The organism is Actinoallomurus sp. NPDC052274, assembly GCF_040679475.1.
In the GTDB taxonomy this organism is placed as follows: domain Bacteria; phylum Actinomycetota; class Actinomycetes; order Streptosporangiales; family Streptosporangiaceae; genus Actinoallomurus; species Actinoallomurus liliacearum.
The window spans coordinates 220,907-235,404 of sequence record NZ_JBFAUT010000004.1 but is presented as its reverse complement, the minus strand read 5'-3'; the positions used below and the strand labels follow the sequence as shown (position 1 = coordinate 235,404).

The 14,498-nt window shown below is 74.0% G+C and carries 5 protein-coding genes; all 5 read right to left on the bottom strand.

What is annotated here, in order from left to right:
- Positions 1–186 precede the first annotated feature (186 nt).
- Positions 187–3,069, bottom strand: coding sequence for an ATP-binding protein (locus AB0K82_RS05780; protein ID WP_364393188.1), 2,883 nt, complete (start codon positions 3,067–3,069; stop codon positions 187–189).
- A gap of 10 nt (positions 3,070–3,079) precedes the next feature.
- A complete protein-coding gene (locus AB0K82_RS05775; RefSeq protein ID WP_364393186.1) occupies positions 3,080–4,084 on the bottom strand; it encodes a phosphotriesterase-related protein in 1,005 nt (334 codons plus the stop codon).
- Positions 4,085–4,163: 79 nt separating this feature from the next.
- A complete protein-coding gene (locus tag AB0K82_RS05770) occupies positions 4,164–11,849 on the bottom strand; it encodes a hypothetical protein (protein ID WP_364393183.1) in 7,686 nt (2,561 codons plus the stop codon).
- Between the two features lie 3 nt (positions 11,850–11,852).
- On the bottom strand, positions 11,853–12,233 hold the full coding sequence (locus AB0K82_RS05765; RefSeq protein WP_364393181.1) for a YbaB/EbfC family nucleoid-associated protein: 381 nt from the start codon (positions 12,231–12,233) through the stop codon (positions 11,853–11,855).
- A gap of 326 nt (positions 12,234–12,559) precedes the next feature.
- Entirely contained in the window at positions 12,560–14,491 is a 1,932-nt protein-coding gene (locus tag AB0K82_RS05760; RefSeq protein ID WP_364393178.1) for a hypothetical protein, read from the bottom strand.
- Positions 14,492–14,498: the final 7 nt, after the last annotated feature.

Sequence of the window (14,498 nt, the reverse complement as noted above, 5' to 3'; positions counted from 1 at the left end):
CGCAGTCGGGGAGGGATGGGTGGGCGGGGCCGCCGGGACTGGTGAGCGAGGCCGCCGGGACTGGTGAGCAAGGGCGCCGGGACTGGTGAGCGGGGCCGTCGGGGCGGGTGGGTGGGGCCGTCGCGCGGGGCGGCGGGGCCGGTGGGGGCCGGGGCCGGGCTGGCGGGCGGGAGTTCGCGAGGCGGGTCAGGGGGTGGGGAAGGGTGGGGTGCCGTCGGAGTCGGCGGAGCCGGCGATGAGGGTGTCCGGCCAGGACAGGACGTGGGGCAGCCAGGCGGCCCGCATCACCTCCGCGACGTGCCGCAGCCGGTCGTCGGCGTCGACGCCGATCGCGACCACCGCGAGGTCGCGGTCGAACTCGGCGTGGTCGTCGCCGCCGAGGATCGCCGTCCGGGCGATCGGCCGGTTCGCGTCCAGGGCCATCGAGAGGGGGTGCCGGCGCAGCGCGCGGACCCGGTGGCCGAACAGCGGCTCCGCGGGCTGCCGCAATCCCGGCAACTCGTAGTCCAGCGGTGGGGCGGGCGCGTATTTGTCCGGCACGCCCTGGCCGGGCGGGAACAGCCGGTCCATCTCGTGCAGCCAGCGTAGTTGCGGGATCACCCATTCGGCGCCGGGCCGGACGCCCGCCAGGCCCGCGTCACCGCCGAGCAGCCGGTCCGCGGCCCCCGCGACGGTGGCGGTGAGCTTCTCCGGCGCGTACGCGGTGCGCAGCGCCGCCGAGCGGCGGCCGACGGCGCGGTCCAGGACGGTCGCGAGCGTGCACTCGCGCAGGCGCGCGGGCCGTGCCGCCCACTCGATGCGGAGGTCGGCCGGTACGGCGGGCGTCGGGCGGTCGGCCACGTGCGCCAGGACCAGCGCGTCCGCCCAGACCCGGAGCCACGCCCACGCGGTGGCCGACGCGAGCAGGTCCGCCTCCCGCAGCTCGTACAGCGAACAGGCCCGGCCGTCGCGGCACGCGCCGCCGCAGGCGGCGGACCGGCGGCCGGCGACCGGTGGGACGGGGCCGGGCAGCACGCGCTCCCGGTCCTGCCCGAGCGGGACGCGGAGCCGTACGGGCCGGTCCATGCCGTCCGCGAAGGCGGCGGCGACGCCGGGCGGCAGCGACACGACCTCGCGGGACTGGTGGTCGTCGAGGTTCATGGCGGCGCCGACGAGGCGGCGGTCGTCGTGGGCGGGCAGCCGGTGGACGACCTTGAGCGCGGTGTTCTTGACGACGTCGGGGACCAGTTTCGTGGGGATCTGCTCGGCCACGACGATGCCCTCGCCGTACGCGCGGATCTCGGCGAGCATCCCGGCGAACAGCTCGACGGCGTGCGCGCCGGCGCTGTTCTCGCCGCGGTTGCGCAGCAGGCGGTGCGCCTCCTCGATGACGATCACGTGTCCGAGGCCGCTCGGCGTCCGCCCGCTGCGGGCACGCAGCCGCAGGTGCTCGACGATCCGGATGATCAGCGTGCCCATGAGGAAGGCTTTGTCCTCGTCGTTGGCGACGTCCTCGATGGCGAGGACGGTGTTGCGGCTCAGCAGCCCTTCGATGTCGGCGGGGTGGCCGCCCTGGAAGAACCGGCCCGCCGAGCCGATGCGCAGCGACCGGAGCCGTACGTCGACGAAGCCCCGCACGTCGGCCATCAGCTCCTTGCCGTAGCCGACGTCGCCGATCACGTCGAGGGCGGCGTCCTGCAGTTGCTCCAGGGTCGGGATGCCCGGCTCGATCGGTGAGCCGGGGCGGCCCCGGCCGGTGACGACGTCCCAGCCGTTCGCCTCGTACACGCGCTGCAGCGCCTGCGACATGATCTGCGGGAACGGCTCCTCGGCGTCGAACGCCGCCTGGAACAGCGCGCGGACCATGTCGATGTGCGCCTGCACCGGGTATCCGGGCTCGGGCGCGAGCGGGTTCACCGACAGGGGCACCGCGGCCGGGTCCGACGGGTTGATCACGGTGACCGGCGCGCCGACGCGGCCGGACATCGCGGCGTACTCGGACTTGGCCGGTTCGATGGCCAGCCACGGGATGCCGCTTCGGGTGAGCTGTTCGAGCAGGTGCCGGACGGTCTGCGACTTGCCCGATCCGGTGGACCCGGTGACGAAGACGTGGCGGTTGATCGTCTGCAGCGGCACCGTGAAGGTCCCGACCCCGCGGTCCTGGCCGTCGAGGATCGTGCCGAGCGCGACCCCGGCCCCGTCGGTCGCCGGCTCGCCGCCGACCTCGGAGGTCACGTCGAAGTAGCCGGCGTCGAGCACCCGCAGACCCGGCACCTCGCGGCGCGGCAGCCCGGCCAGCGCGGAGAGGGCGCCCGCGGTCGCGACGAACGGCGACCGCAGGTCCCGGTCCTGCGTGTCGACGTGCACCGCCTCGTGGAAGCGCACGGGGCGCTCGCCGGAGCGGAGGCGGTACGGGTGGTGGCTCATCTCCACCGAACCGACGAGCACCGGGGCGATCTGTTCCAGCGCCTCCGCCGACTCCGCGCCCGCGAGGACCCGGACGTTCCACAGGCCGCCCTCCTGGAAGGCGTCGAGCTCGGCCATCCGCCGCTCGAGGCGCTCGATGGCGAGCCCGTCGTCGCCCCGGCGCCGCATCTGCAGCTCGTACTGCAGGTCGGTGACCTGGTCGCGGAGCACCTGCTCACCGCACTGCTCGGCGATGACGAGCCAGCCGAACGGCCGGTCCATGAGCGTCACGAGCGTCGACTCGAACAGGCTCGGCCCGGCGTCCGCCCGCGACGATGCCAACGGCGGCGCCAGCCGCGCCGGGCAACGACTCCAGGTCATCGCCGCGGCGTCGTCCAGCCAGTCGTCACCGATCGGGACGCCGCGGGCGCCGTGCGGGAACAGCAGCCCCTGCTGCCGGTCGTGCGTGAGGTGCAGCGGCCCGGCGTTGGTGATGAGCTGCAACGGCGCCCCGCCGCCCCGCGACATCCAGCCGACCACGAACGGCCGCCGGCTCTGCGCCGCGGACAGGACGGCCGGCAGCACGGTCACGAAGTCCCACTCCGCCGACGCGGTGTGCGCGGGCGACAGGATCGCCTGAATGCGGTACCACGGCCCCTGGAGTCCCCCTGTCACACCTGCCACACCGGAAGGATTACAGGGCCGGGCCCGCCATGCCAGCGGTGGTGAAGTACCGCCGCGGGTTGTCGATCAGCATCTGGTCGAGCTGCATGTCGGAGACGCCCAGCTCGACCAGCGCGGGCAGGACGTCATCGCTGATGTGCTCGTAGTTCCAGTTGGGCATGGCGGCGGACCGTACCTGGTCCTGGTTGCCGCCCAGCCAGTCGATGAAGCAGCTCGCGTCGTGGCTGAGCACCATGCGGTCGGCGTAGCCACGCCCGCACAGGGCCGCGATCGTACGGACGCGGTCCGGCGTGGGGTTGTAGATGTCCAGCCCGAACCGGTCCATCCCGAGGATCGCCCCGCTGTCGGCCAGTTCCATGAGGTAGTCGAGGTCGTTGCTGTCCCCCGCGTGCCCGATGACCACCTTGGACAGGTCGACCCCCTCCTTGCGGAACAGGGCCAGGGCCAGTCGACCCGTCTGGGCCGGGCCCGAGGTGTGCACGGTGATCGGCGCGCCCGTCTCGCAGTGGGTGCGCGCGACGGCGCGGGCGATCCGCTCGACGCCCGGCGTGAGGCCCTTGGCCTCGATCGCGCATTTGAGGAACGCCGCCTTGACGCCGGTGTCCCCGATGCCCTCGACGATGTCGCGGGTGAAGTCCTCGACCATCGGCTCCGGCATGTCGACCAGCAGCCCCGGTCCCCGGTTCTCGTACTGGAAGGGCAGCGCGTCGTAGGAGTACAGCCCGGTCGCGGCGATGATGTTCAGTTCCGGCACCTGCTCGGCGATCCGCTGGATGCGCGGGATGTAACGGCCGAGGCCCCATACCGTCGGATCGACGATCGTGGTGATTCCCTTGGCCACCATGGCGCGGAGCTTGGCGACCGCGTCGTGGACGCGTTCCTCCTCGTCCCACCACGCACCGGCACCGTAGTTCTGCACGTACTCGGGGGACAGGACGAAGACGTGCTCGTGCATCAGCGTTCGCCCGAGCTCGGCGACGTCGACGGCACCACGAACGGTCTCGACAGTGGACAATGAACGGCCCTTCCTCAGTACATACCAACCGGTCGGTAGGGAACCTAGGCCCGATACCGGATCGGCGTCAATGATCACTTTACGGAGCGTCGGGTCGCCCCTCTTCAGGGCGGGTCACCGGTTCCGCCTCCCGGCCGCCACGGGACGCCAGGAGGTCGTCGGAGCCGAGTGCCGGCGGGTTCTCGATGCCGGCGGGCCGGCGGATCAGTCCGGGGTGTCGGTGGTCGAGTTCGGCGGCGGCGTCCTCGGTGAGCCTGATGTGCAGCGCGTCGCCGACGTCGACGAGCAGGTCCCGGGCGCCCTCCCGATGGAACACCAGCACGACGTCGGCGGAGTACATGACGTTCTGGTCGGTGACCTCGATGTTGCGTTCCCGGATGTTGGAGCTGTCCGCCTCGCCCGCGACGGCCGACCCGCTGCCGCGACCGTGCGAGGCCATGCCGCCGTGGCCTCCAGAGGAACCGACCGACCCACCGCCCCGCAGGCCGGCGTCCGTCGCCGTCGTCACGCCGTCCCGCCGCGTCGTCGCGGTCTGGCTGTACTCCCGCCGCTTGAGCAGTGCCTGGGCGTCCTCTCTCAGGCCGACGACGTTCATGCCCACGGTGACGGTCTCTCCCGGCCGCAGCCCGGCGACCTCGTACGTGTGGTCGAGCAGCGACGTGACCTCCGACATCAGCGTCGCCGGATCGGTCTGCCGCCAGAGGGCCATGCCCTGCGGCCGGCTCAGTTCGAACCCGGTGGGGCGTTCGGTCCGCGCGGGGACCGGACCGCGGCGCTCCGGCGGCAGCGCGGCGAGCGGCGCGTACTCGTGGACCACCTCGGCGCCCGGGAAGGAGATACGGCCGACCATGCCGCCGAGAGTGCGGTTGACCTCGGTGGGCGGCGTGTGGTCCGACCACCGGGGGAACCGGCCGGTGACCGGCTCCCAGCCCGGCACGTGGGCGCCCACGCCGGCGACCGTAGTGAGGTGGTGCGGGACGACCAGCCGGACGCCACCCCCGACCGTGGCGGTCTCGGTCTCCACCGAGAGGTGGCGGTCGAAGTACCGTGCGGCGACGTCGTTGCCGGTCAGGCGCGTCAGCGCGTCCGCGCCGCGTCGGATGGCGTTGACGCCGTGTTCGAGGCCGTGCGGCGGCTCCTTGGACTCGACGACCTCGATCTCGTACCGGAGTCCGTGCGTGAACTCCTGCGAACCCTCCCGGGTCTGACGCCGGTCGATGTCCTTCACGCCGACCCCGTCGCTGTGCCCGGTCTCGGACCGATGGATCCGCCCGCCGCCGAACTGGCCGCCGCCGGTGGCGCCCGTGCCGTGGCCGTGCCGGCCGCCGGCGGAACCGCGTTCGCCACGGCCCTGGCCGTGCTCGCCGCCGGACTGACCGCGTTCGCCACCGCCCTGGCCGTGCTCGCCACCGCCCTGGCCGTGCTCGCCGCCGGGCTGACCGTGCTCGCCGCCGCCCTGGCCGTGCTCGCCGCCACCGCTCGCGCCCTCGGCGGTGCCCCGCACGAGAGCCTTCCAGCCCCGGCCGAAGCCGCGCTCCCGGACCGCCTCGGAACCGCCGAGACCCTGGACGCGGGCCATGTGGCTGACGTCCGGACGCTCGGCCGTGTGCGCCCCGCCCTCCAGCACCGCGCGGACGCGCACGCCCACGTGCCGGGTGAAGCCGTACGCCGACTCGACCGGGTACCACTGGACGACGCCCCTGCGCAGGGACGCCATGTTCGCGGCCAGGGCCGGCTCGCCGAACGCCGCCCGGAGCAGCTCCCGCGCCACGGCGTCGCCCTCGGGCAGGAGCCCCCGGCCCTCGAGCATGCCCTCGACCTTCGGCAGCACGTCCCGGCCGTCGAAGCGCTCGACGTGCGCGGAGGTGATGGCGAGGTCGGGCCGGTACGTCCGCGGCTCGCTCACCGGCCGGGCGACGACGGGCTCGCCGTCGTGTCCGTGGACGTCCGGCGCGGCGAGGTGGTGATCTCGCGCGATCCGGTCCGGCATCATGAACTCCGCGCCGCCGTGCACGCGCAGGTGCGTGGTCGGCGCGTGCCGCCCGGCCGGTACGTCCGGGGTGACCGACAGGTACAGGTCCGAGCCGCTGAAGGAGTGGGTCAGCCCGCCGCTGCTGTACGTGCCCCGGATGACGTCGCTCGCACCGGTGTACTCGCTGGTGCCCCTGCGGCGGTCCACCTCGGCCACCCCGCCGACCTCACCGACGCCCTTGAACTCGGTGTGGGCCGTGGTGACCTTGCCGCGGAACCCTGCCTTCAACTCGCCTTCGACCCGGAGGTCCGTGCTCGTCCCGATCCTCATCCGGGAGTTGGCGGCCCGGTAGTGCTCGATCTCGATGCCCGTACGCGCCACGGCGTGCTCCGGCCGGCCGAACCCCGCCCGCAGGGTCACGCCCCGCGTGGTGCCGTCCGGCTGGGTGACCTGGATCCGCCACCCGTCCCGGGACGTCAGGTCGGCGAGGTGCGCCTCCAGCGACGACGGCCGGGTGGCGTCCAGGATCTCCGGGGGAACCCCCAGGAGGTCGGCCGGCGCCGGTCGGCCGTTCGCCTCCGCCTCGGCCCGCGCGACCTCGAACGGCAGGTCGCGCGCCGCGGCGATGCTCGGGAAGACGGCGGTGGTCTGGCCCGCGAAGTCGATCCGGTCGTCGGGCAGCGCGTCCACCCGTTCGACCCGGCCGACCCTCGCAACCTCCTCCGGCGTGACCTCGGCCGCCGGGCGGTGCTCCTGCGGGACCACGACGCGGGCGGACACGTCGTCTCCGCGCACCGTCCACGACTGGTCGGTGAGCGGCTTCCGGCCGTCGTACACCCGCAGCGCGACCTCGTGCCGCAGCTCCTTGGTGATCTGCGTGACAGGCCCGTCGGTCTCGGTCCGGCGGTACTCGGTGGTGCCGCCCATGAAGCTCACGGTCTTCGACCGGCTGCCGCCGCCGTGCAGCGCGACCTTCGGCGCGTCGAGCCCGAACTCGCCCAGCGCGAACCGTACGTTCCCGGCGACCTCCACGCCGACGCCCGACGACCTGCTCTGCCCGGCGGACGTCCCCGCCCCCGCGACCTTGCGGTCGTTCACCGTCATGTCGAACTCTTCGGCGGACCGGCGTTCGCCCAGCTCGGCCCGGTGCGAGATCTCGATCCGGTGCCTGCCGACCGTGATCCGGTGGGTGCCGCCGTGCAGCAGGTCGGAGAGCGACACGCCCTCCAGGGCCGACCGGCCGAACCGCGCGTCGAGGTCCCGCGCGAGCTGCCGCCGGGCCGGCTCCGACAGGTTCGGCAGTGCCTTGTCGATCGCGTCGCGCAGTCCCCGGACGACCTGCTCGGAGCCGGGAAGAGCGGTCAGCTTGCCCAGCCCGGCCCCGTGCCCCGCCGCGAGATGCGCCGGCTCCGCGGGATGCGGCGCGTGCGGCACCACCGGCGGCGCATGCTCCGGACCGGCGGGCACGACCGATCCGTGGTCCGGCGACCCGGCCGGGGCTCCGGGACCATCGCCGCCCGGGTGAGCCACGCCGGCAGGACCCTCGCCGGTCGGGCGGACCGCTCCGGCAGGACCCTGACCGTCCGGATGGGCGGCAGGGGCGGGACTCTCGCCCGCGCCGAGCTCCGCCGTCTTCACGCCTCCGAGGAGATCCGTCTCGAACCGTGGCGCGTCGGACGCGCGCACGGCCAGCTCCATCGGGACGTCGACGGGGAAGCCGCCGAAGCGGGTCTGGACCTCCATCCGTACGATCGCGTGGTACCGGGCGAGCTCGTCCTTCCGCACCAGGGTGATCTTCGGCAGAGTCGTGTGCGAGTACGACAGGACGTGGTTCTTGCCACCCTGGTAGTTGCCGCCGATCCGCGCGAAGAACTTGGCCGCCGGATTGTCGACGCCGAGCTTCATCCCGGCGGTGACGTTCCACTTGTGGCCGAACTGCCGGGAGTCGTTCGTCGTGGTCAGCAGGCCCTGGTCGTCGCGCAGCACCGCCTGGCGGATCGGCGTGTCGCCGGCGGGCAGGTGTTCGAGACGCAGGACACGTGAGCTGATGGTGGCGTCCGGGGTCGTCAGCTCGCCGTTCAGCAGGTCCCGGCTGCGGTTCAGCAGGATCTGCTGACCGATGTGGCTCGCGAGTTCCCGGTTGACGACCTCCGCGACCTGCTTCGGCGACATGCCCGCCTGCAACGCGCGGCGCTGGAACTCCGTCACCAGCCGGTCGGGCTGGACGGCGGTGACGATCACATCGTGCTTGCGCACCTCGGGCGCCCGGTCCGACGCGACCAGGTGGCGGGGCATCGGCGGCCGGTCGCCCCCGCCGCCGGGCGTACCCTCTCGGTGGAACTGCTCCGGGAAGGGGACGCTCAGGGAGACGCCGTCGACGACTCCGCCGATCCCCGCCTCGCTCCCGTTGACGTGGGCCTCCACCCGCACGGTCCAGTCGAAGAAGTCGTGTTTGAACGCCACCGTCTTGTGACCGGCCATGACCTCGGTCGTGGCGGTGTGCGCCCGTCCCGAGACCTTGCTCACGCCCGGCCCGGGCAGGCTCACGCGTTCCAGGCCGTCGGAGTTGTCCAGCATCTCGACGACGCCGGCGGAGTTGTCGCGGTGCGTGCGTACGGTCTCCTTCGCCCCCGCGCCGGAGCCGCCGAAGGAGACCGTGTACCGCCGGGCGCCTTCGGGCGGCTGCACGTGCGTGTACGCGTCGAGCCTCGGCCTGAGCCACACCACGTGTCCACGGGACTCGAACGCGATGCCGTTCTGCAGAAGGTCGGTCCACCGGTCGAGGTTCGGGTCGCCGAGCAGGTCGCGGACCCGCGCCTCGATCTCGGCGCGGAGCCGCGGCGGGAGGTGGTCGGGAAGGTCCTCGGCCCATCGCCGCGCGGCCTCGTGCGGGTCGGCGGGCAGCCGAGCGCCCTCCACCGCCGTCCCGTCGCCCAGCGCGCCGTAGTCGGTGTACCGAGGCGGGTGGATCTCGGGACGGGGCTCCGGCGCGGGCTCCTCGCCGCTCGTCTCGGTCCGGGGCGCGGTCGGCGTCTCGGTCGAGGGGGCGTTCGTCTCGGCCGGTCCCTGGTGCGTCGGGGGCTCCCCGGCCGGCTCGGGTCCCTTACGGCCTGCGGGACCGGTCCCGTCCGGGTGCTCGGTGCGGCTCGGCGGCGTCTCTGCCGCGCCCGAGCGCGCTTCGGCACGGGAGGGATTCGGCTCATGGGAGGGGTTGAGCAGCCGCTCGATCCGCGACGCCCCGCCCCCGCCGGAGCGGGACGACGGTTCCTCCGCCGTGCCGCGCGGTCGCTCGGGCCTCAGGGCGGTCGCACCGTCCTCGCCCTCGCGGCGGGGTTCGCCGGCCGGGCGGGACCCGGCCGTCCTGCCCGGCGGCTCCGTCGGGGATTTCGCCGTTCCGGTCGACGCCTCGGCCGCCCGGCCCCGCTCGGGCACGGGTCGTCCGGGCTCCGGCGGACGACCGGGCTCCGGCGGACGACCGGGCTCCGGCGGACGACCGGGCTCCGGCGGACGGCCGGGCTCTGGCGGACGGCCGGGCGCGGCGCCGGATCCGCCGTGGGTTCCCGGCGCCGGGCCCTCTTGCCGGGGCGACGTCGGGGCGCCGCCGAGGACGTCGACGATGCTCCGGCGATCGCCGCCCGGTGTGATCGAGCCGCTCGGGCGCGGTGCGCCGGTCGACACGTCGCCCGTCCCGGACGGGAGCACAGGACGGGTGGCCGACGCCCCGGACGGAAGGCCAGACCGGAGGGCCGAAGGCCCGGGAGGAAGGACGGGACGGGTGGTCGAGGCGCCGGGCGGGAGGCCGGCGACCGCCGCGCCGCCGGGCCCGTGCGCCTGTCCGGCGTTCACGGCCCCGTCCCCCGGTGTCATGAAGAGCGTGGGTCGCGTGGCCGGTTCGGGCGCAGGGGAGACGGCCGGCTCGCCGGAATGCCCGGTCCCGGCGGCCGGGGCCGGAAGGTCGGCCCCGCCCTTGTGCCCGCCCATGGCGGCGAGATCGGCGTGGCTCGTGCCCCCGGAGGCCGCGGCGCCGTCGCTCTGGCCGCTCCCGTGCGTCTGGAGGCCGCCATGGGACTGACCGCCGCTGGAGGAGGGGCCACCGTGGGGCCGACCGCCGTCGTAGGGCTGTCCGCCGCCGGAAGACTGGCCGCCGTCGGAAGACTGGCCGCCGTCGGAAGACTGGCCGCCGTCGTATGACCGGCCAGGGGGGTGCGTCCCGCCGCCGTACGACTGGCCGCCCCCGGTCTGAGCGTCGCCCGCGCCGCCGGTGGGCCGGCCGTGGTCGCCGGTGGTGCCGGACACCGGCACGCCGTCGCGCGCGATGACCTCGCCCTTGAGGTGGTAGCCGAGGCCGCTGTCGGAGGTGTGGACGTAGTCGTTCCGGGGGTTGGGAGTGCCGTCGTCGGCGAACGGCGGTGTCGTCCGAGAGCCCGGCCCCTCGCCGCCGGTCCCGCCGGCCGTCGGGTCACCGGGAACGGCTCCGGGGCGGCCGGGGAGACCGAGCCTGCCCGCGAAGTGCCGCCCCGCCTCACTGGCGGCGCCCATCCCGGCCATGCCGAAGCCGAACCCGGCGGCCTGGGCGAGGTCCACGTGGCCGCCCTCGAGAGCCGCCTGCGCCGCGATGTTGCCCGCCGTGCCCGTCGTACCGGCGAACAGGAAGCGGGCCCCGGCGCCCTTGAGTCCCGCGGCGCCCATCCAGTCGGCCAGGGCGGCGGTGAGCCGGGTGTTCCGGGCCGCGACCGCCCCGCCGGCCGCGCCCATCACGCCACCGGCCAGGCCGCCCTCGCCGACCGCCTTGAAGAACTCCCCCTTGTCGAACCCCTTCTGGACGCCCTGCTGGATCCGGGCGTACTGCCCGACGGCGTCCATGCCGCCGGCGTACCACATGCCCTGGGCCACGGCCTTGGCGACGGTCCGCAGGAACGTCTTCAGCACGAAGCCCTCGGCCTCGGTGGTCGCCGTCGCGGCCGCGATGGAGGAGCCGGCGGTGAGCCACGAGATGGCCCAGGCGATCGCCCACGTCGCCGCCAGGAAGACCAGCGACAGCTCGAACTGCTCGCGCGCGGCCCTCTTCTGCCGGATCAGGAAGTCGACGCTGTCGCCCAGCCCCTCGCACACGTCCGCGAGCCACAGCAGACCGCCCTGTTCGCCGCCGCCCCGCACGGCCGCCGCGAACGTGGCGAACTTCTCGACCGTCTTCCCGACGTTGTTGACGCAGACGTTCCGGGCGTGACCGCCGACCTCATCGGCCGCGGTCCGTACCGCTCCGCCGGCGGTGTGGAGCGCGTCCCGCATCGCGGCCAGCGAGTCCAGGTTGCCGTCCGGCCACTGGCACCCGCCGACGAGGATCTCCAGGAAGTACAGGATCTGCTCGAACCCCGACGGCGGTGGATCGGACTCCACGAGCGTGTCGGCCACCGCCGGCAGCCGGTACGGCCGCTCCGCGGCGAGCGCGCCCTTGTCCGCGCCCTGCGGCAGCTTGGCACCGAGCGTGCCGGCCTCTTCGGCGAGCCGGAAGGTCTGGCCCGCCAGGATCAACGAGCCCCCGGTCGCCCGGAGCAGGTTCACCATGTCCGCGAGATCCGCCAGCAGCGCGTCGCGCGACGCGCCGAAGCCGGCCGTCCTGTCGTCCCCGTTGAAGAACGCGCGCCCGATGTCGTCGTTGCCCCAGCAGTCCCCGAGCGCGCCCAGCGCACCGCACAGGACGTCGACGGCCTGTGCGAGGGCGTCGGCCGCCGCGCCGACTCCGTGACCGGAGGCGACCCAGGTGTGCGGAGCGGTGACGTAATCCGCGGTCACCGGTCACTCCCGGGGGGACATCGGGGTTCGAGGAGCGTCCGGCAGGAACGCCGTGACGTCCTCCTCGCCGTCGCGCAGCCGGGCGGCCAGTTCCTCCGGCAGGAACGCCGCGGTCAGGTCCCTCGCCCGGCCGGTCGCCTCCCGCGTCGCCTCGGCGACCAGGCCCAGGACCGTACGGGCCAGTTGCCCCGCGTTCGTCCGCTGCAGCGCCCGTGGCTCGAACCGGAGGTCGCGCAGTTCGCCGTGCGCTCCGACCGTCACGGTCACACCGCCGTCGCGGGTCCGCGCGGTCGCGGTCAGGTCGCGGATGTCATGCTGCAACCGCCGCAGCTTCTCCAGGCGTTCCCGGTAGTTCTCAACGACGTCATGGTCGAACGCCGGCATTTCCCCCGACCTCCAAAACGACCGCTGTCGCGCCACCCCGAAACGGGACGTCCAGGGACTAAATGATCTTTCTGGACGATGTTCTCTCGGTTTCGGGATTCGTCAACCGCGCGGCCTCGCCGGGCCGCGCCGCCACGCCGACGCCTGTGACCTGCGCGGACGTCATCGGCGGCAAGGCGCAGGCAGGCCGTGGTTCCGGCGCGGGGAACGAAGCGTTCACGACGAATTCAGCCGGCTCCCGGCCCTGTCCGGCCGCGTACGCGGGCGCTGGGCGCGTCTCCTGGCCGGCGGGTGACCGACACGGAAAGGGGCGGGCGCCCCGCCGGTCAGCGCTTCTTCTTCCGGAAGTCGAGGCGCTCCGGCGGCGGCCCGAGGTTGGGCGTGGGGCGGGGGACGTCCTGCGGCAGGTCGGGCTTCGCGTGACGGGCCCGGGACGGGTCCGTGGCCTCCTCGAACTCCTGGATGTTCGCGGTCGGCAGCGTCATGATGCCGGGATTCGCGTCGACCAGGAGGATCCGCCGACCGGTCGACTCCGCGTGCGTGAAGATCATCGCGGTGGGCGGCAACTGCTGCAGCTCCTGAGGCTCGACCGCGAGCTCGCGGGAGCCCTTGCCCGCCTCCGCCGCGAGAGAGGTGCTCTCCCCCCAGGCGGTGGCGCGGCCGATGCCGTCCGGCAGCGCCGCGTCGGTGGGCTCGTTGTCGTTGAAGACCGGCATGCGCGCGGCGGGGCCGACCGTGCTGACGTACGCCTCGTCCTTCGAATGGGACACTGCGTCCCCGACCTTCTCGGTGAGCTCGGCGACCTCGACGGTCTGCTCCGTGCCGATGTGCTCGGCCGCGATCCGGGCGTCCTCCGCGTTGCCGAGCCGCATGAAGGCGACTGCGGCGTGCCCGCGGCCGAGCCGCTCCTTCACGTGCGGCGGGATCGTGCGGTACAGCAGAACCAGGCCGGTCGACGTGGCCTCACACGAGTCGATCAGGCGGTCCAGGACGTCACCGCGCAGCTTCTCGGCGCCGCACAGCATCAGGGTGTGCTCCCACGGCTTGCCCCGCGCGGAGCCGCGGAGCACGTGGGTGAGCGCCGCGGTGACGTACGTGCCGAGCACCCGGTTGGTCAGCACCCCGGCCCGGCGGTCGGTGGCGATGACGCGCAGCCTGCTGGGCGGGAGCAGCGTCGGGCTCGAGCCGAGCTTCTCCAGCTTCCGCAGCTGCGACTCCAGGGCCCAGGCGCGTTCGATGACGACGCGGTCGGCGGCGCCCCGGCCGAACATCGTGGTGATCTTGGCGAGCTCGTCGTCGGTGATGAGGCCGTCGCGCAGGTCGTCGCGCGGATCGCCCACCTCGGCCAGCGCCCGGAGCGCGGCGGTGATCCGGGGAATCGGCGCGCGGCCGCCGAAGACGCCGAGGACGCGTTCGAGGATGGCGTTGTCGAACGACAGGTCGCGGGTGCTGCCCTGCTCCTCGCTGACGCTGACGACGAGCGACAGGACGTCGGCGAGCTCCTCGGACCCGAGGCCGTGGGTGAGGTCGAGCTGCGGCAGGTCCCCGGGCAGCACCCACACCTGGGGCCGCTCGCCCTGGTCGTTGCCGAGTTCGATGAGCTCGCGCGCGACCGCGCCCTCCGACAGGTCGAGCACGGTGACGTGGGAGCCCGCGGCCAGGCGCGCCGCGCCCATCATCGTCACCGTCGCCGACCAGCCCGCCAGCGTGCCGCCGACGACGTCCACCCGGTCGACGCCCCGCGGAAGGGTGACGGCGTACCACTCGTGCTGGGATTCGTACGCCTCCCGCCGGTGCTGCCACTCCCGGTACGCGCGGGCGTGCTCGGCGTGGGCGGTCTCCAGCAGCCGCCGGCGCTCCGCCTCCTTGCGTTCGAGGCGGTCCCGCTCAGCGACCTCGCGGGCGCGCAGCGTCTGCCGGCCCTGCCACATGGAGTATCCCGTGATCAGCGCGACCAGGACGCACGCCACCAGCCCGGCGGCGGCGAACGCCCAGGGCAGTGTGCCGGTGACCGCCGCGACGACGAAGAGCACGGCGACGACGCCCGTGGCGATCCCGACGATCTTCAGCGGGCGGTTCAGGAACTTGTCGTCACGCCGCTGGACCGTCACCCACTCCTTGTCGGGCGGCTCGGCCTCGGGCGGAGTCGGCCGTTTGGGCGGCGGTCCGGGATCGTCGTGCACCTGCGCGTAACGCCAGCCGACGTAGACGCGACCCGGTTGCAGTAACCGGGTTTCGCGGGGTGTCACATCGACCACGTCCCGA